Source organism: Bacteroides sp. L10-4, from assembly GCF_013373675.1.
Taxonomy (GTDB): Bacteria; Bacteroidota; Bacteroidia; order Bacteroidales; family Bacteroidaceae; genus Bacteroides; species Bacteroides muris.
The window spans coordinates 14768-32238 of the sequence record NZ_JABXJH010000032.1 but is presented as its reverse complement, the minus strand read 5'-3'; the positions used below and the strand labels follow the sequence as shown (position 1 = coordinate 32238).

Annotated in this window: 16 protein-coding genes; 1 reads left to right on the top strand and 15 read right to left on the bottom strand. The window is 43.0% G+C overall.

Going from position 1 to position 17471, the window contains the following annotated elements; genetic code table 11:
- Positions 1 to 19 precede the first annotated feature (19 nt).
- From HU824_RS11420 to tsaD, 15 genes are all read right to left on the bottom strand, one after another.
- Positions 20 to 724 carry a tetratricopeptide repeat protein gene (locus HU824_RS11420; RefSeq protein ID WP_136010988.1) on the bottom strand — a complete coding sequence of 235 codons (705 nt, stop codon included), beginning with the start codon at positions 722 to 724 and terminating at the stop codon, positions 20 to 22.
- Positions 721 to 1749 carry a VWA domain-containing protein gene (locus tag HU824_RS11415; RefSeq protein ID WP_136010989.1) on the bottom strand — a complete coding sequence of 343 codons (1029 nt, stop codon included), beginning with the start codon at positions 1747 to 1749 and terminating at the stop codon, positions 721 to 723. Before HU824_RS11415 ends, HU824_RS11420 begins: the two co-directional genes overlap by 4 nt.
- 59 nt (positions 1750 to 1808) lie before the next feature.
- Positions 1809 to 2792: a VWA domain-containing protein gene (locus HU824_RS11410; RefSeq protein WP_176468907.1), complete on the bottom strand. Its 984-nt coding sequence runs from the start codon at positions 2790 to 2792 to the stop codon at positions 1809 to 1811.
- A gap of 95 nt (positions 2793 to 2887) precedes the next feature.
- A complete protein-coding gene (locus HU824_RS11405) occupies positions 2888 to 3967 on the bottom strand; it encodes a hypothetical protein (protein WP_136010991.1) in 1080 nt (359 codons plus the stop codon).
- A gap of 7 nt (positions 3968 to 3974) precedes the next feature.
- The gene (locus HU824_RS11400) at positions 3975 to 4844 is read right to left on the bottom strand and encodes a DUF58 domain-containing protein (RefSeq protein ID WP_176468906.1); all 870 of its coding nucleotides are present in this window, start codon (positions 4842 to 4844) and stop codon (positions 3975 to 3977) included.
- Between the two features lie 170 nt (positions 4845 to 5014).
- Positions 5015 to 6010 carry a MoxR family ATPase gene (locus HU824_RS11395; protein ID WP_176468905.1) on the bottom strand — a complete coding sequence of 332 codons (996 nt, stop codon included), beginning with the start codon at positions 6008 to 6010 and terminating at the stop codon, positions 5015 to 5017.
- Positions 6011 to 6205: 195 nt separating this feature from the next.
- A complete protein-coding gene (locus HU824_RS11390; protein ID WP_136010994.1) occupies positions 6206 to 7420 on the bottom strand; it encodes an HU family DNA-binding protein in 1215 nt (404 codons plus the stop codon).
- 24 nt (positions 7421 to 7444) lie between these two features.
- Positions 7445 to 7717 (bottom strand): HU family DNA-binding protein, encoded by a 273-nt coding sequence (locus HU824_RS11385; RefSeq protein ID WP_025832116.1) that lies wholly within the window; start codon positions 7715 to 7717, stop codon positions 7445 to 7447.
- Positions 7718 to 7795: 78 nt separating this feature from the next.
- Complete coding sequence (rimO, locus tag HU824_RS11380; RefSeq protein ID WP_176468904.1) at positions 7796 to 9094, bottom strand: 30S ribosomal protein S12 methylthiotransferase RimO; 1299 nt, start codon at positions 9092 to 9094, stop codon at positions 7796 to 7798.
- Positions 9091 to 10050, bottom strand: a complete 960-nt coding sequence (gene ftsY / locus HU824_RS11375) for a signal recognition particle-docking protein FtsY (RefSeq protein ID WP_136010996.1) — start codon at positions 10048 to 10050, stop codon at positions 9091 to 9093. Before ftsY ends, rimO begins: the two co-directional genes overlap by 4 nt.
- A 456-nt stretch (positions 10051 to 10506) precedes the next feature.
- Positions 10507 to 10665, bottom strand: a complete 159-nt coding sequence (locus HU824_RS11370) for a DUF4295 domain-containing protein (protein WP_005827735.1) — start codon at positions 10663 to 10665, stop codon at positions 10507 to 10509.
- A 14-nt stretch (positions 10666 to 10679) separates the two neighbouring features.
- Positions 10680 to 10868, bottom strand: a complete 189-nt coding sequence (rpmG, locus tag HU824_RS11365) for a 50S ribosomal protein L33 (RefSeq protein WP_002560155.1) — start codon at positions 10866 to 10868, stop codon at positions 10680 to 10682.
- 20 nt (positions 10869 to 10888) lie between these two features.
- The gene (gene rpmB, locus HU824_RS11360) at positions 10889 to 11149 is read right to left on the bottom strand and encodes a 50S ribosomal protein L28 (protein ID WP_136010997.1); all 261 of its coding nucleotides are present in this window, start codon (positions 11147 to 11149) and stop codon (positions 10889 to 10891) included.
- A 121-nt stretch (positions 11150 to 11270) separates the two neighbouring features.
- The gene (locus HU824_RS11355) at positions 11271 to 11738 is read right to left on the bottom strand and encodes a CinA family protein (protein WP_136010998.1); all 468 of its coding nucleotides are present in this window, start codon (positions 11736 to 11738) and stop codon (positions 11271 to 11273) included.
- A gap of 21 nt (positions 11739 to 11759) precedes the next feature.
- Positions 11760 to 12782, bottom strand: a complete 1023-nt coding sequence (gene tsaD, locus HU824_RS11350) for a tRNA (adenosine(37)-N6)-threonylcarbamoyltransferase complex transferase subunit TsaD (RefSeq protein WP_176468903.1) — start codon at positions 12780 to 12782, stop codon at positions 11760 to 11762.
- 204 nt (positions 12783 to 12986) lie between these two features.
- Between tsaD and HU824_RS11345 the strand changes: the two genes are divergently transcribed.
- Positions 12987 to 17450 carry a translocation/assembly module TamB domain-containing protein gene (locus HU824_RS11345; protein WP_176468902.1) on the top strand — a complete coding sequence of 1488 codons (4464 nt, stop codon included), beginning with the start codon at positions 12987 to 12989 and terminating at the stop codon, positions 17448 to 17450.
- The last annotated feature ends 21 nt before the right edge of the window (positions 17451 to 17471 follow it).

Here is a 17471-nt window from a genome sequence, read left to right as displayed (position 1 = left end):
TTACTTCCTATTATGTTTGTTACCAATCCTTTTCCAAGCGACCTCCTTGAAGTACCTGCTGCTTTTTCACTTTATCTTGCACATCCTTCTCGTCTTGCATGACAGAGTTCAACAGCTGCTCGGCATTTTCCTTAGACATCTCATTATCTTTCTTTTCCGGCTGAGAAGGTTGTTGTTGCTGGTCTTGATTCTGTTGCTGGTCTTTCTGCCGATCCTGCTGTTTATCCTGCTCCTTCTGTCGGTCCTGTTTATCCTGATCTTGATTCTGGTTCTGCTGCTGGTCTTGCAACTGTTTCTGTGCTAAAGCAAGGTTATAGCGCGTTTCATCATCTTTCGGATTATTGCGTAACGACTCCTTATAAGCTTCTACCGCCTTTGCATAATCCTTCTGAGAATGAAAGATGACTCCCATATTATGATAAATCTGTGACAAGTTCGATTTGTCCTTTTCTATCTTGGTTGCTCCCACATATTGCTCCATCGCTTCCTGCAGCTTGTTCTGCTGAGTCAATGTATTTCCCAAGTTAAACATGGAGACCGTTGACTTCGGATTTACCTCCAGAGCCTTCCGGTAGTTCACTTCCGCGTCCACATATATGCTATCCTTAAAAAAACGATTTCCTTTACGGATATAATCGCGTTCCGCCTTCTGTGCAGAAGCTGAAACTGCCACTAACAGCAGCAATACCATTCCAATATACTTTTTCTGTAACATACGCATCATTTCTTATTAGAAAATAAATGAATGTTGCGGAACAGAGGATTCTTGCGCTCCAATATCAACATCTCAGCCAGTAACAACAGCAGGATAATCCATGCCACTGCCTGAAACTGTTCATTGAATTCCGTGTACACCTGTGTTTCCACATCTGCCTTTGCCATCTTGCTGATTTCCTGACTAATCGCTTTCTGTGCACCATTTGTATTGTCTACGCGCACATAAATACCATTTCCTGCCTGAGCAATTTCCTGGCACATCTGCTCATTCAAGCGGGTAACGATTACGTTACCTTCACGGTCACGACGATAATCATTAGTGCCCTCTATTGGAATGGGGGCCCCCTCAGGCATACCTACCCCTAATACATTGACCTGGATACCTTTCTCAGCAGCGGCCTTAGCGGCTTCTACAGCACCACCTTCATGGTTTTCACCGTCGGTGATGACAATAACAGTACGTCCCACTCCTTCCTGAGGGGTGAAACTCCGGGCAGCCAGATTTATTGCAGCTCCAATTGCCGTACCTTGCTTGGAAATCAGCGAAGGGTCGATGGACTCCAAAAACATCTTGGCAGAAATATAATCACTCGTAATAGGTAACTGGGTAAATGCGTCACCTGCAAAAACAATCATACCGACCTTGTCATTTTGCATCTTATCCACCAACTGTGCCACCAGCCGTTTTGCCTTCTGCAATCGGCTTGGCTGTACGTCTTGTGCCAGCATGGAATTGGATATATCCAGCGCAATCATCACTTCCACTCCCTGACGTTTTACCGTCTCCAGTTTGGAACCGAACTGTGGACGTGCCAGCAGTACCGTGAACAATCCGATAGCCGCAAAAAACAACCAAAACTTCACATCCGGGCGGTATTTGGAAACATCCGGCATTAACTGTGCCATCAGTATAGGGTCACCAAACTTACGAATGGCTTTCCTCCTCCGATAATTGGAGTACAAGTAGAAGGCTGCCAATAAAGGCAGTAGCAGCAGCAAGTACAAATATGCAGGTTCTTCAAATCGAAACATATTCTTATTTACTATTTTACAATTTACTATTTTAGTGCAAGCATATCGAAAAGATCCTCTTACGGAATCTTCTTCAATATAGAGTTGCGCAACAGTACCTCCAGCAATACACACAAGAAAGCAGCCAACGCAAACCAGCGGTACTCTTCCTGACGCTTGCTGTATTCTTTTACATTCAATTTTGTTTTCTCCAGCTTGTCTATCTCCTCATACACTTCCTTCAACTTCGAATTGCTGGTGGCACGGAAATAGTTACCTTCCGTTGTTCCGGCAATCTGTGTCAAAGTCTTTTCATCAATCTCGACGGGCATATTGACATATTGCACTGTTCCGCCTACCGGATAAGGATAAGGAGCCATACCATTGGTTCCTACCCCAATAGTATAAACGCGAATGCCAAAGTTTTTGGCTATTTCAGCAGCCGTTAAAGGAGAAATATCACCTTTATTATTGACACCGTCCGTCAGCAGAATAATGACTTTCGACTTTGCCTTGCTATCCTTCAAACGGGTAACGGCATTGGCAATACCCATACCGATTGCAGTTCCGTCTTCAATCAGCCCGCATTTCATATCTTTAAGCAAGTTCAACAATACGGCATGGTCTACTGTCAATGGACATTGCGTAAAGCTTTCTCCTGCAAACAAAGTTATACCTATATTGTCATTCGGACGTCCGTTAATAAACTCTGCCGCCACATCTTTGGCTGCTTCTAACCGATTAGGTTTCAAGTCTTCGGCCAGCATACTGGTAGAAACGTCCATAGCAAGCATAATATCAATACCCTCAATCTCACTGTTCTGCCAGCTATCTGTGGTTTGCGGACGTGCCAAAACAAGGATAATCAGTATCAAGGCAATTATCCGCAGTACAAACGGTACATGCAATAAATAGTTCTTATAGCTTCTAGGAGTATGAGCATACACACGGGCATCCGGAATTTGAAGCGCAGCTTCACTATTCTTCCGCTTCATAATATACCATACTACATAAGGTATAAGCAACAGCAGCAAAAATAAATATTCAATATTGGCAAAAACCATATTTATGTACGATTTAACGATTTACAATTCAGCTTCGTTCCAAACATCCTTCATTTTTCATTCATATATATCTGATTGAAGTCACTTTTTCAGCATTAAGCAAAATAATTATACAACTCCAAACCGATGTATATCAATGAACCCGCAAGGGCTACAGCCAATACCACAATACCTGCTCCTAGCAAAATCTTGGTACGCAAAGAACGTTTCTCGATAATGGTAATCTCAGTAGGCTGCGGCTTGGCATTCTCCTCTTCTTTCTCCTTGGTTTCATTAATAAAGTCAATGGCATTAATCAGGTTAGCGTCATTTTCGTTCATCAACGGATTATGCTTGGCAAATTTCACCAAATCTGCAGTCTGAAACAATTCACGCAAATCAGAAATCGCATCCTTATCTCTTATTTCCAGCAACTTATCTATGATTTCCGTAGAAGTCATTTCTAACGCATTGAAACCAAAACGGTCTTTTATATACATACGAAGAGTATCGGTCAATTCTGTATAATATTCCTTCGGCTCCCCTTTCTGCCATACCTTCTCATTTTTGATACGTTCTATCTCCTGCATGGCCAACTGATGGGGAGGCAGCTTAGGCTCCACCTTCACCTTACGGATAATAGGCTTATTGTCAAAGAAACGCATTATCAGATAGACAAGCAATATCCCTATCGGGATAATCAGCGCACCGCAAGCCATAAGACCATACCAATCTTCCCAAGCAAAAGGTGCTTGCATCACTGTTTTGGGGCCAAAGAACTGTTCCGGATTCTCCGGGTCTAACGGGACATTCACTGAATATACTTTCAAGGCCAACGCTTTCGAGCAATACTTCTCATTATCCACTGTCACCTCCATAGGCGGTAGATAATAAAGAGCCGAGTCGAAAGAAGTAATTGTATACTCTTGAGTTATCAATGCACGCCGGCCATCATTCAGCAGTTGCGTATCCGGCTTGGCCACATCAATGATTTCAACCCCATTCACCAGCGTATCGGTATATACCGGAAATATGGCACGTTTATCGGCATCCAGAGATACTTGAAGCTTTATCCTTGCCTGCTCCCCAATAAGAATCTGCAAAGAGTCAATTGTAGCATCTACCGTTACCGACTGGGCTGCTACCCTTCCCGAGCATGCTATTAATAACGCTATCAGAAATAAATATCTTTTCATTTTCCGATTAATTTCGTTTCGCAAACAAATTCATTAATGCCTTGACATAATCTTGGTCGGTACGTACCGACACATTGTCAACATTACTCTTGGTAAACGTTTCATTCAATTCCGCCTGCTTGTTCACCCACCAATCATGATGGGCACGACGCACAGCACGCGAGGAGGTGTCGAACCACTGCTCGTGTCCCGTCTCGGCATCCCTAATCTTCATCAGTCCCACAGATGGCAATTCTTCCACACGACGGTCGTATACCTGAACGGCAACCAAGTCATGCTTACGATTGGCAATGGTCAAGGCGTTCTTGAAACTTTCTAGGTCTATGAAGTCCGACAGGATAAAAGCCGTACAGCGACGCTTCATTACGTTTGTCAGATACTCCAATCCCAGACGAATGTTAGTCCTCCGGCTTTCCGCATGAAAATCTATCAATTCGCGGATGATATAAAGTATATGCTTACGTCCCTTCTTGGGCGGAATAAACTTTTCAATTCGGTCAGAAAAGAAGATGACACCAATCTTATCATTGTTCTGAATGGCCGAAAATGCAAGTGTTGCGGCAATTTCTGTCACCATATCCTTCTTCATCTGCTTTACCGTACCGAATTCCAAACTACCGGAAACATCTACCAGCAACATCACAGTCAATTCGCGCTCCTCCTCAAACACCTTGACGTAAGGCTTATTGAAGCGGGCGGTCACATTCCAGTCGATGTCACGTATGTCGTCGCCAAACTGATACTCACGCACTTCGGAGAATGCCATACCTCTACCCTTGAAGGCTGAGTGATACTGCCCGGCAAAGATATTGTTGGACAATCCACGCGTTTTTATCTCAATCTGACGGACTTTCTTCAAAAGTTCTGTTGTTTCCATTGATTTATTTTAATAATCTCATTTAAGCACACAAGCGCAATTTAGTTTATAACAGAAACTTCCCTATGAAAAAGGGGGGGAGGTTTTGAATGCTCAAACCTAAGGCTTATGACGCTAAACCTCAGGTCCAGGACTATAAACCTCAAGTCTACGAAAACCTTTATTATGCGTTAGGGCACTTCAACCTTATTCAGTATCTTGCTGACGATTTCATCAGATGTCATATTGCTGGCTTCTGCCTCGTAAGTCAAGCCGATACGGTGGCGAAGTACGTCGTGTGCCACAGCGCGCACATCCTCCGGAATGACATAACCGCGGCGCTTGATGAACGCGTAGCTACGGGCAGCCAGGGCCAGGTTGATGGAGGCACGGGGCGAACCGCCGAAACCAATCATGTCTCTCAGCTCTTTCAGATTGTACTTCTCCGGATAACGGGTGGCAAATACAATATCGACAATATATTTTTCGATTTTCTCGTCCAAATATACCTGGCGAACCACCTTGCGGGCTTCGATAATTTCGTCAGCTTTCAGGATTGGCTTCACGTTGAACTTTTCTCCGTTGATATTCTGGCGGATAATCAGTTTCTCCTCTTCCAGTTTCGGATAGTCAATTACGACTTTCAGCATGAAACGGTCCACTTGCGCTTCGGGCAGCGGATAAGTACCTTCCTGCTCAATAGGATTTTGCGTGGCAAGCACCAAGAACGGCTTGGGCAACCCGAAAGTTTCATTGCCGATAGTAACTTGACGTTCCTGCATGGCTTCCAGCAAAGCACTCTGTACTTTGGCGGGAGCACGGTTGATTTCATCGGCCAAAACAAAGTTTGCGAAAACCGGACCTTTTTTTACTTGAAACGTTTCATCCTTTTGACTGTAAACCATTGTACCTATTACATCGGCAGGCAACAAGTCGGGCGTAAACTGAATGCGACTGTATTGTGCATCAATCAGCGAAGAAAGTGTCTTGATAGCCAAAGTCTTTGCCAAACCGGGCACACCTTCCAACAATACATGTCCATCAGACAACAAACCAATCAACAACGACTCTACCAGATGCTTTTGTCCTACAATGACCTGGTCCATACCTGTGGTAAGATTGGTAACGAAAGCACTTTGTCTTTCAATCCGCTCATTCAGTTCGCGGATGTCAATTGTTTCAGCCATAAATCAATCTATTTTTTAATGTTTAATTTCCTCATTTATCCGGTTTTTAACCGGTAATCATTTTTTTAGCTCCCAAAAGTACAGGAATAAATTAACCATACCAACTAATTTTTATTAAAAAAACTATGCGAAGCCCTTAGATTAAACTACTTTCATAGAGTTTAGTATTTAACAAAAAAAGAAGCAGCAATTTTTTTACTGCTTCTTGGCCAGTTTCGGTATCTTGATAGTGGTACCATAAGGCACATTATCCGGATTCTTGATTACGTCGGGATTATGCTTCACGATATAAGGCCAAAGAGCTTTTGTTCTGTAAAAACGAAGTGCCACCCTAGTCAGCGTTTCTCCTTCCTTGATGGTATAAGTGGTTTCTGTTCCCACAATCGTATACCCCACAGAATCCGGTTTAAACGGTACAACTGTCTTTTTCTGCTCTTTTTTAGGAGCAAAAAACTGTGCTTGTACATTTTCTTCGGGAGTCTTTTTAAGCGCAGCGGTTGTTGCAGCAACAGTTTCTGCCACAGTATCTGTCCGGGCAGGAACTACAACATTTTTAAAAACAATACTGTCTGTCAAAGCAATATTGTCTTTACCGGTAAGAACATTCGCCTTTTTAGTAACAGATTCCTTTACATCTGAATCTGCAACTTCTTTTACAAGAAGGTTTGTCGCAAATTTGTCAAGCAAGTCCGGATAATACATGAAAGCTACAGCACCACCACACAATAACACTACAAAAATAACGATGCCTATAAAATATTTCATAGTCGAAGAATCTGCCATATCTTTTACCACTGCCTCAGACGGTTTCAGCTCAGTAGCAGCTATATTTTCAGGTATTGCTTCCGGTTCAGTTTTTTCCGGTTTCTCCTCTTCAACTTCCGATTCTGGCTCGACTAACGGTTCTTCCACTAAAGCAGCCTCTTCCGCCACCGCTTCTTTTATTGTAATTTCATCTTCTACGATTACAGTTTCTTCTTCAACAGCAAGTTCAACCTTCTCCTTTACCTCTTGTTCCGGAGTCTTGATTTCAATATCTTCATCATCTTCACTGTCATTTTCCTGCAAAGTATCCTCAAGCACTGTAGCGTCATTCAAAACTACAGTTTCAAAATGCGAAAATGGTCTATTGACAATATCTTTCAAAGCCGGTTCTGGCGTAAACGACACTTTTGTATGCCCTTGTATCTCAAACCTTTCCCCCGTATTCACATTAACGCTTTCACGACTCCCGACATCTATCAGCTTGAAAGTCCCCAAACCTCGTATCTTCACATACTTGTCCTTCTCCAATGACTCCTCAATCAGCTGGAAGAATTCTTTCACAAAACTATCCGCATTCTTCTTGCTCATGCCATGCCTTTCAGCCAGCGTGTCTATCAGATCTTGTATGTTCAGTTTCTCATTCATATACGGGAGATTTTTAAAAGCCAGTTACTTAAACTTATCCTTCAATAATGTACTCGGCTTATAAGTCAACACCAATTTAGGAGGTACCAACATACGCTGCTTTGTAGTCGGATTCACTGATATACGCTCTGCCTTCTTTTTCACTTCGAATGTGCCGAAGCCTTGTATAGAGATAATATTCCCCTCCTCCAACTGTCGTGTCATATCCGACAGCAATGAAGCAACCAACTCAGAAGTATCTTTCAATGTATATCCTAACCTCCGCGACAATTCAGAAGTAAACTCTTTGTTATTCAAAATGTAAGCTTTTAAATTGAACTTCAGTGCTATATTAGCAAATCTTCTTCACATATGCAAGAAGATAAGGAAAATTCTTTAAATTATTCGCCCAAAAAGGTCGAAATCATCGGAATTAATTATCTCTACATGGTAAAAGTTACCTATATGTAATGTTTTGTCTCCACGTTCAATCAGAACCTCTGGATCCACTTCAGGAGAATCAAATTCTGTACGTCCGATATAATATTCACCTTCAAGCCGGTCAATGATTACTTTCATCCGCCTGCCTACTTTTTCAGCACTCAGCTCCCCTGAAATGCCTTGTTGAATAGACATTAACTCATCCAGGCGCGCTTGCTTCACTTCTTGGGGAATAGAATCCTTGTATTCGGCAGCAGCATATGTCCCTTCTTCTTCCGAATACGCAAAAGCCCCCATTCTATCGAAACGAACTTTATGGACAAACTCTTTCAGTTCCTCAAAATCAGTTTCTGTTTCTCCCGGATGCCCCACCATCAGTGTAGTACGGAGATGGATACCGGGAACCTCCTCACGGAATTGTTCTATCAACTTATAAGTCTCAGCCTTCGTCACATGGCGGCGCATCCTTTGCAGCATATTGTCGCTGATATGTTGCAGGGCAATATCCATATATTTACATACATTGTCACGTTCGCGCATCACACGAAGCAAATCAGCCGGGAAATGCGCCGGATAAGCATAGTGCAAGCGTATCCACTCCACTCCGGGAATATCCGAAATCCGCTCAACAAGCTCGGGCAACATTTGCTTCTTGTATAAATCCACTCCATAATAGGTCAACTCCTGGGCTATAACTTGGAATTCCCTTACACCACATGCAACCAGATATCTCACCTCACCAAGTATCTCCTCCATCGGGCGTGACACATGTCGTCCCGTAATGATGGGAATAGCACAATAAGAACATTTACGGTCACACCCTTCGGATATCTTCAAATAGGCATAATGCTTTGGAGTGGTCAGTGTACGCTCTATGTGCAACTCGTCATGATAGGCCTTTCCCAAATCCTGCAACAATTCTTTCCAATTGAATTTACCATAGAATTTATCCACCTGGGGAATTTCAACGGCCAATTCTTTCAGATAACGTTCCGAAAGACAACCCATTACATAAAGCTTTTCCAAGTTTCCTTCCTCCTTGGCCTGCGCAAATTCCAGAATCATATTAATGGATTCCTCTTTGGCATCACCGATGAAACCGCAAGTATTGATTACGACAATCTGTCCTTTTGGCCTTTCCGCATCATGTGTCACATAGAATCCCTCTTCTTCCAACTGGCGCATCAAATGTTCCGAATCCACTAGGTTTTTAGAACATCCTAAAGTAATGATATCTATAGTCTTCCGTTTCATGCATTCTCCCCAAACAGTGAATCAACAAATTCCTTTTTACGGAACACCTGCAAATCTTCCACTCCTTCACCCAATCCAATATATTTAACCGGAATCTTAAACTGGTCTGAAATGCCGATGACTACGCCACCCTTGGCTGTTCCGTCCAACTTTGTAACAGCCATTGCCGTAACCTCTGTTGCCAGAGTGAACTGCTTGGCTTGCTCGAATGCATTCTGTCCGGTTGAGCCATCCAACACAAGCAACACTTCATTCGGAGCATCAGGGACAACCTTCTTCATCACATTCTTGATTTTCGTCAGTTCATTCATCAAACCGACTTTATTATGAAGGCGTCCTGCCGTATCTATAATTACTACATCCGCATTATTGGCAGTTGCAGAATTCAGTGTGTCAAAAGCGACTGAAGCTGGGTCGGCACCCATTTTCTGCTTCACAACAGGCACGCCTACCCGTTCACCCCATATTACCAACTGCTCCACTGCAGCAGCACGGAAAGTATCGGCAGCACCCAGATAAACAGATTTTCCGGCTTTCTTGAACTGATAAGCCAGTTTACCAATCGTAGTGGTCTTCCCTACACCATTGACGCCCACTACCATAATGACGTATGGTTTCTTAGCAATCGGTGCTTCAAAGTCATCCACATCCTCCGAATTATTCTCCGTAAGCAACGCTGCGATTTCATCACGTAAAATATGATTCAGCTCAGTGGCATTCATATATTTGTCTGCTGCTACACGCTTTTCGATACGTTCAATAATTCTCAGTGTCGTTTCCACGCCCACATCCGAAGTTATCAACACCTCTTCCAAATTATCCAATACTTCATCATCAACTTTTGACTTTCCTGCCACGGCACGTGCAATCTTGCCAAACACACTTTCTTTGGTCTTAGATAATCCTTTATCTAATGTTTCCTTTTTTTCCTTGGAGAAAAAACTAAAAAATCCCATACATTAATTATTTTTATGCAATCTATTTTCGCATTCCCTGTAAAGATATTGCAAACCGAATATAGAATAAAAATGAACTCGTTCATTTCTTATGCTAAGGTGCAGCCTATCTTCGCATTTTCAGCAAAGATATAACAAAACTGACGAATATTAAAAACTTCATCCTCTTTTTAATTGAGTAGAAGGAAAACTAAGTAGTTTTCCAATCTCTCACATCACCGTACATGCCGTTCGGCATACAGCGATTCCTATTCGGGGCACCCATTTGAGATAGCAGTCCATTAGGAACACATATCCAGTCCTACGCAACCTATCATTAGACATTGCGGAGGTTACAAGTCGGCTTTTTCCCACACACTAATAACCATACCGGGCATACACAAAGAATCCCCTTACCGGAAAACCGACAAGGGGATTTTTATAATCCATCAGCGCTTTACAGCCACTGTATTTATCTTATTTCTTAAAGAAGTTCTGAACATCTTCATTACGGACCATCTGTTCATCAAAGATGTAAGCACCAGTCTTAGGAGACTTCACCATTTTGATAACCTTTGTATAAGAACGTCCTTCTTTACTTCCTTCGTGCAAGGTTGCTACCGCTTTCTTTGCCATAAGTTATAGATTTATTATTTGATTTCTTTATGTACTGTTACTCTCTTCAAAATCGGGTTATATTTCTTCAACTCCAATCTCTCTGTGGTATTCTTTCTGTTCTTCGTCGTAATATAACGAGAAGTACCCGGCATACCGCTATCTTTGTGTTCTGTGCATTCCAGAATCACCTGTACTCTGTTACCTTTTGCTTTCTTTGCCATAATCAGTATTCTCCTCTACTTTAGCCAATAACTTTAATGCTTTTCCAATCACAATAACCTTTAGCTACCGCATCTTTCAAAGCAGCGTCCAGTCCTTTCTTATTAATAACGCGCAAACCATTAGCGCAAATGCTAAGGCTGATCCAGCAATCCTGCTCTACATAGTAGAACTTCTTGTTAAACAAGTTCAAATCAAAGGTTCTCTTCGTTCTTCTCTTTGAGTGTGAAACATTGTTGCCAATCATGGCCTTCTTTCCGGTAATTTGACAAATCTTTGACATTTCTATCTTAATTTTATAGTTTTCTTTTTTGCCTATTTCAAACAGAGCGCAAAGTAAGCACTTTTATCGTTACCAAACAAGTTTTTCCTAAAATAATTCACTGTATAATAGTATTTTTTCCTCATTTCAATCTCTCATAAAGCAACATAAGGGCATTTTGAATTGCTTTTTTCACATTTCCCTTTCTTCCCTCGTCTCCCTCCTGCTTCATGGTAACGATTTCATTTTTATAGGCAGCAGCTATCCACACTGTGCCCACCGGCTTTTCCGGAGTTCCGCCTCCAGGACCTGCAATGCCGGAAGTAGCCACTGCACAATCTGTTTTCAGCGTTTTCATCGCACCTTTCACCATTTCTGTAACAGTTTCGCGGCTTACCGCTCCATATTTTTCCAATGTTTCGGCAGACACATGCAACAAAGACATCTTTATTTCATTGGAATACGCCACTATACCACCATTAAAGTATTCCGAACTGCCAGGAATAGAAGTTATCAAAACAGCAATTCCCCCGCCCGTACAACTTTCTGCGGTAGAAAGGAACAATTTCTTTTCTTTCAGCAGCTCTCCAACCTTTTCTTCCAACTTCATACCTTATATATTATTATATACTTATCCTAAAGTAACACGCGAATAAGCAGGTGCCTCCATTGGACAAAAATCTTTGTCCAGATATTTAAAGTATCCTGTAATGGCAATCATGGCGGCATTATCTGTCGTATAGCTGAACTTCGGAATAAATATCTTCCAGCCATATTTCCCTGCATGCTCACGAAATGCATTACGTAATCCATTATTAGCGGAGACGCCTCCTGCCACAGCCACTTCCTTTATCTTATATTGCTTGGCGGCTTTACGCAACTTGTCCATCAAGATATCCACAACAGTAGCCTCTAACGAAGCTGCCAAATCCGTCTTATGATGCTTGATAAAATCGGGATTTTCCTTTATCCAGTCACGCAAAGAGTAGAGAAATGAAGTCTTCAATCCACTGAAACTATAATCCAGCCCCGGAATATGCGGCTTGCTGAACGAGAAGGCTTTAGGATTACCCTGACGGGCCAGCTTATCAATAATAGGACCACCCGGATACCCCAATCCCATTACCTTCGAGCATTTGTCAATTGCCTCGCCTGCAGCGTCATCAATCGTCTGCCCCAGAATCTCCATATCATTATAAGCCTTCACTAAAATAATTTGCGAATTACCACCGGAAACCAGCAAGCAAAGGAAAGGAAACTCCGGCTGCACATTATCTTCACCTTCTACTTTAATAAAATGAGCTAACACATGTCCATTCAAATGATTAACATCAATCATAGGAATACCTAATGAACGGGCGAACCCTTTGGCAAAAGATACCCCCACCAACAAAGACCCCATCAATCCCGGTCCACGAGTAAAGGCCACAGCATTCAATGCCTCTTTGGTTACTCCGGCGCGTTTCAATGCCTCATGCACTACCGGAACTATATTTTGTTGGTGCGCACGGGAAGCCAGTTCAGGCACTACCCCACCATATGCTTCATGCACAGCTTGGCTGGCCACCACATTCGAAAGCAGATAGCCATCTTTGATGACAGCTGCAGAAGTGTCATCACAAGAAGATTCTATTCCCAAGATTATTGTACTCATAATGTTTATTTACGTTTAAACGCTGCAAAAGTAGTGATAAAAGTACGATTCATAACGTATTATTTCATATTTTTGTGGCGAGATTATAAAAATTAACCGCCTATCAGAAAGCTAAAAAAAACAGTACGCTGGGTACTCGGTATTGTATTGGGCCTGTATATCGGTACCATCATGTTGCTGAACATTCCATATGTTCAGCGGCAAATGTCTGTATTTGTTGCCAATGAACTGGCTTCCATGCTGGACAGCAAGATTTCCATTGGGCGAATAAACATAGGATTGCTGAACCGCATCATCATCGACGACCTGCTCCTGAATGACCTGTCCGGTAAAGAAATACTGAAGGTGACCCGTCTTTCTGCCAAATTCGATATTCTCCCCCTATTCAGCGGCAAAATATCCATCAGTAATATACAATTGTTTGGATTTAACATCAATCTGAGCAAGCAGACTCCCAAGGATAAACCTAATTTTCAGTTTGTACTTGACGCATTCGCATCCAAAGATACGGTTCAAAAGAAAACCAATCTGAATCTCCGTATCAATTCCTTACTGATACGTCGCGGAAAGGTTTCGTATGATGTTCTGTCTGAAAAAGAGACTCCGGGAAAGTTCAATCCACAGCATCTCCGCTTGCGCAACATTATTGCAAACATCTCCCTAAAAGCATTGCAAAATGATTCTATTAATGCCGCCATCAAGCGTCTGAGTATCGAAGAGGAGCACTCCGGATTTGAATTGAAGAAACTAAGCCTAAAGGTTATCGGCAACAACCAACGGATGAAAATCGAAAATTTTGCCATTGACCTCCCCAACACCTCTTTGGCAATGGATACTATACACATGGATTATGACAACCTGGGGGCTTTTAACAATCTTGCCCAAGATGTACGTTTCTCATTCCATTTGCTACCCTCTCAAATTGCCTTGCAGGATTTATCGGCTTTTGTTCCGGCTTTTAGTTCCTTCAAGGAGAAATTGCAAGTAGAGGTACAGACGGACGGTACCATCAATCAACTGAATTGTCCACACCTTTCCGTCTCTGTCAGAAATCATTTTTATCTGAGGGGAGACGTATCTCTGCAAGACCTTTCCCATCCGGAAAGTGCTTATATATTCGGCAATTTGTCCAATTTGTACGTAGATCCGGAAGGAATGGCCTTCCTTGTTCGGAATTTCAGCAAGAACTATAATGGAGTACCTCCAGTCCTGCAACACTTGGGAACGGTTTCCTTCCGTGGAGAAGTCTCGGGCTACTTCACAGACCTCGTAACTTACGGACAAGTACGCACCGACATCGGAACCATCCAAACTGACGTAAAACTAAGTTCTAACAAAGATAAAGGTTATTTTGCCTATTCCGGTGCAATAAAAACAAAGGAATTCGAACTTGGCAGGATGTTGGGTAACAATAAACTCGGCAAAGTAACCTTTAACCTGGATGTCAACAGTAATCATTACGAAAACCAATACCCGTCTGTCATATTGAAGGGATTGGTTACCTCCATTGATTACAGCGACTACACTTACGAGAACATCACCTTGGATGGAGAATACAAGCAGGGAGGTTTCACAGGAAAAGTCGCCTTGGATGACACCAATGGTACTGTTATTTTGAACGGTACTATCAATACCGCCAGTCGGATACCTACTTTCAATTTTCAGGCAAACATCGACAAATTTCGTCCTCATGCCCTACATCTGACACCCAACTATGAAGATGCGGAAATATCAGTCAAGGTCAAAGCTGACTTCACCGGTGGTTCCATTGACGAGATGAACGGTGAAATCAACGTTGACAGCTTACTGTTCGCAGCTCCAGAAGCACAATACTTTCTGGACAATCTGAAGATATCTGCCATAAGGAAAAGCAAAGACCGGAAACAGCTGACCATCCAATCCAATTTTCTCCAAGGTAGCATAGAAGGAGACTATTCTTATCGTACCTTGCCTGCCAGTGTACTGAATATCATACAGCGTTATATCCCCGCCCTGATTCTGCCAGACAAGAAACCCATAGAAACTGAGAATAATTTCCATTTCGACATGCACATTTACAATACGGAACTACTCTCCACCGTCTTTCAGATTCCGATAAAAGTATATACCCATTCCACTATTAAAGGATACTTCAATGACAAGGCACAGCGGCTCCGCGTAGAAGGCTATTTTCCCCGTCTCCGCTATGAGAACAAATTCATTGAATCAGGAATGTTCCTTTGCGAGAATCCCAGTGACCAATTCCATACGCGCCTACGTTTCAACAACCGCAAATCAAATGGCGCAGTCAATATAGCCTTAGAAGCGCAAGCCCAGAACAACAGCATACAGACCACGCTGAATTGGGGTAACAGTAGCACTGTAACCTACAGCGGGAAACTTGCCGCTGTCGCCCATTTCATCCGTGAACAGAAAGAAGCAAATGAAAGCAAGAGAGACTTAAAAACCGTCATTGATGTTCAGCCCACCAACGTAATACTGAACGATACACTGTGGGATATACATCCTTCTCAGGTCGTATTCGACTCCGGCAAAGTGTACATCAATGATTTTTACTTTAGCCATAAAGACCGGCACTTGCGTATCAATGGTATCGTTTCACCACAACCCGAAGATACTGTACGTCTGGATTTGAAGGAAATTAACATTGGTTATGTATTCGACATTGCAGACCTCGGAGTCAATTTCAAAGGAGAAGCCACCGGTCCGGCTTTCGCTAGCGGAGTACTGGAAAAGCCCGTCATGAGTACCGACTTGTTTATCCGCAACCTCGGGCTGAACGAAGGATTGTTGGGTGATGCCAATATACACGGAGAATGGCACCACGATGTGAAAGGCATCTATCTCGATGCCCATATCCGGGAGAAAGACATTGCCAAAAGCCATGTGTATGGCTATGTCTATCCCCTGAAACCCACCAGCTCATTAGACCTCCAGATTGAAGCGGGCGGCACCAACCTGAAGTTTATACATCATTATATGAGCAGCATCACGCCCGAATTCAACGGACGTGCCACCGGACATGTACATTTCTATGGCAAATTCAAGGCTCTTACCATGGAAGGACGTATATTTGGCGATGCCTCCATGAAGGTAGACGTGCTCAACACCACTTTCTCCGTCAAAGACAGCATCTACATCGAACCCGGCGGATTGACCTTCCGCAACAACCGCATTTTCGACACGCAAGGGCATCAAGGCAGCATGAGTGGCTATCTGCACTATCAGCATTTCAAGAACCTGGAGTACCGTTTCAATTTCAATGTCAACGACATGCTGGTGATGAATACCAAAGAATCACCAGACTACCCCTTCTATGGTACCGTCTATGGTACGGGAAATGCCACTATTGCCGGTAACGCCCAAGATGGCGTGAACATTGACGTTGCAATGACCACCAATCGTAACACCTCCTTTACATATATAAAGGATAATGTTTCTACAGCAGTCAGCAACCAGTTCATCAAGTTTGTGGACAAGACACCACGCCGTGCCATACAAGACTCTGTCCGCCTTTCCGACTACGAGATTGCTCAAAAGGAAATTGAGGAAGAGAAAGAGAACGACACTGATATCCGGCTGAATCTCTTGGTAGACGCCACTCCCGACGCCACCATGAAGATTATTATGGACCCTATGGCCGGCGACTATATCAGTGGACGGGGAACCGGAAGTATCCGTACTGAGTTCTTCAATAAAGGAGATGTAAAGATGTTCGGCAGTTACCGGATAAGCCAGGGAGTCTACAAATTCAGCCTGCAAGAGGTCATCCGGAAGGACTTTATAATCAGAGATGGAAGTACCATTACATTCAACGGCTCGCCACTGGATGCCACTCTGGACATAAAGGCAGGCTATACGGTCAACTCAGCATCCTTAAATGACTTGATGCCCAACGAGGCAACCTCCGGCTACATCAGCCAGACAAATGTAAAAGTGAACTGCATGATGGACCTTACCGGACAATTGACTTCACCTGATGTAAAATTCGACATCGAACTGCCCAACGAACGCGATGAAGTGCAAGCCATTGTCCGAAACTATATTCCTACCGATGAACAAATGAACATGCAGATACTCTATCTGCTGGCTATCGGCAAGTTCTATACCCCGGAAAACTTGGGAGCCACCCAGAATTCGAATATGATGTCCAGTGTTGTTTCATCCACCCTTTCCGGACAGTTGAATAACGCTTTGTCGAACATTCTCGATATCAATAACTGGAACTTCGGTACCAATTTCAGCACCGGAGAAAGAGGCTGGACAGACGTAGAGTTCGAGACCATGCTTTCAGGACAATTATTGAATAACCGACTACTTATCAATGGTAATTTTGGTTATCGTGACAATCCGATGGCAAACACCAATTTTGTGGGAGACTTTGAAGCGGAATGGCTCGTCAACCGTTCCGGAGACATCCGCTTGAAAGCGTACAACGAAACGAACGACCGCTACTATACCCGGACAAATCTGACGACACAAGGTATTGGCATTATCTTCAAAAAAGATTTCAACAAATGGAGTGAGCTCCTTTTCTGGAACAAATGGAAACTCAACCGGTTGAGAAAGGAACAAGAAGTAAAACACAATACTCTATCCACTGATAAAATAAACACAGAACAGCAGATACCCGAGGCACAATCAAAACGGAAAAGGAAGCAAAAGTAAGATTGACGTTTTCACTTGTCC

Excerpts from the sequence above, each read along its gene's own strand:
- ftsY (WP_136010996.1), bottom strand. The coding sequence starts at position 10,050 with ATGGGATTTTTTAGTTTTTTCTCCAAGGAAAAAAAGGAAACATTAGAT.
- HU824_RS11390 (WP_136010994.1), bottom strand. The coding sequence starts at position 7,420 with ATGAATGAGAAACTGAACATACAAGATCTGATAGACACGCTGGCTGAA.
- HU824_RS11415 (WP_136010989.1), bottom strand. The coding sequence starts at position 1,749 with ATGTTTCGATTTGAAGAACCTGCATATTTGTACTTGCTGCTGCTACTG.
- HU824_RS11405 (WP_136010991.1), bottom strand. The coding sequence starts at position 3,967 with ATGAAAAGATATTTATTTCTGATAGCGTTATTAATAGCATGCTCGGGA.
- HU824_RS11395 (WP_176468905.1), bottom strand. The coding sequence starts at position 6,010 with ATGGCTGAAACAATTGACATCCGCGAACTGAATGAGCGGATTGAAAGA.
- rpmG (WP_002560155.1), bottom strand. The coding sequence starts at position 10,868 with ATGGCAAAGAAAGCAAAAGGTAACAGAGTACAGGTGATTCTGGAATGC.
- HU824_RS11400 (WP_176468906.1), bottom strand. The coding sequence starts at position 4,844 with ATGGAAACAACAGAACTTTTGAAGAAAGTCCGTCAGATTGAGATAAAA.
- rpmB (WP_136010997.1), bottom strand. The coding sequence starts at position 11,149 with ATGTCAAAGATTTGTCAAATTACCGGAAAGAAGGCCATGATTGGCAAC.
- HU824_RS11420 (WP_136010988.1), bottom strand. The coding sequence starts at position 724 with ATGATGCGTATGTTACAGAAAAAGTATATTGGAATGGTATTGCTGCTG.
- HU824_RS11355 (WP_136010998.1), bottom strand. The coding sequence starts at position 11,738 with ATGAAGTTGGAAGAAAAGGTTGGAGAGCTGCTGAAAGAAAAGAAATTG.
- rimO (WP_176468904.1), bottom strand. The coding sequence starts at position 9,094 with ATGAAACGGAAGACTATAGATATCATTACTTTAGGATGTTCTAAAAAC.
- HU824_RS11410 (WP_176468907.1), bottom strand. The coding sequence starts at position 2,792 with ATGGTTTTTGCCAATATTGAATATTTATTTTTGCTGCTGTTGCTTATA.
- HU824_RS11370 (WP_005827735.1), bottom strand. The coding sequence starts at position 10,665 with ATGGCAAAGAAAGCGGTAGCAACCTTGCACGAAGGAAGTAAAGAAGGA.
- tsaD (WP_176468903.1), bottom strand. The coding sequence starts at position 12,782 with ATGAGTACAATAATCTTGGGAATAGAATCTTCTTGTGATGACACTTCT.
- HU824_RS11345 (WP_176468902.1), top strand. The coding sequence starts at position 12,987 with ATGTCTGTATTTGTTGCCAATGAACTGGCTTCCATGCTGGACAGCAAG.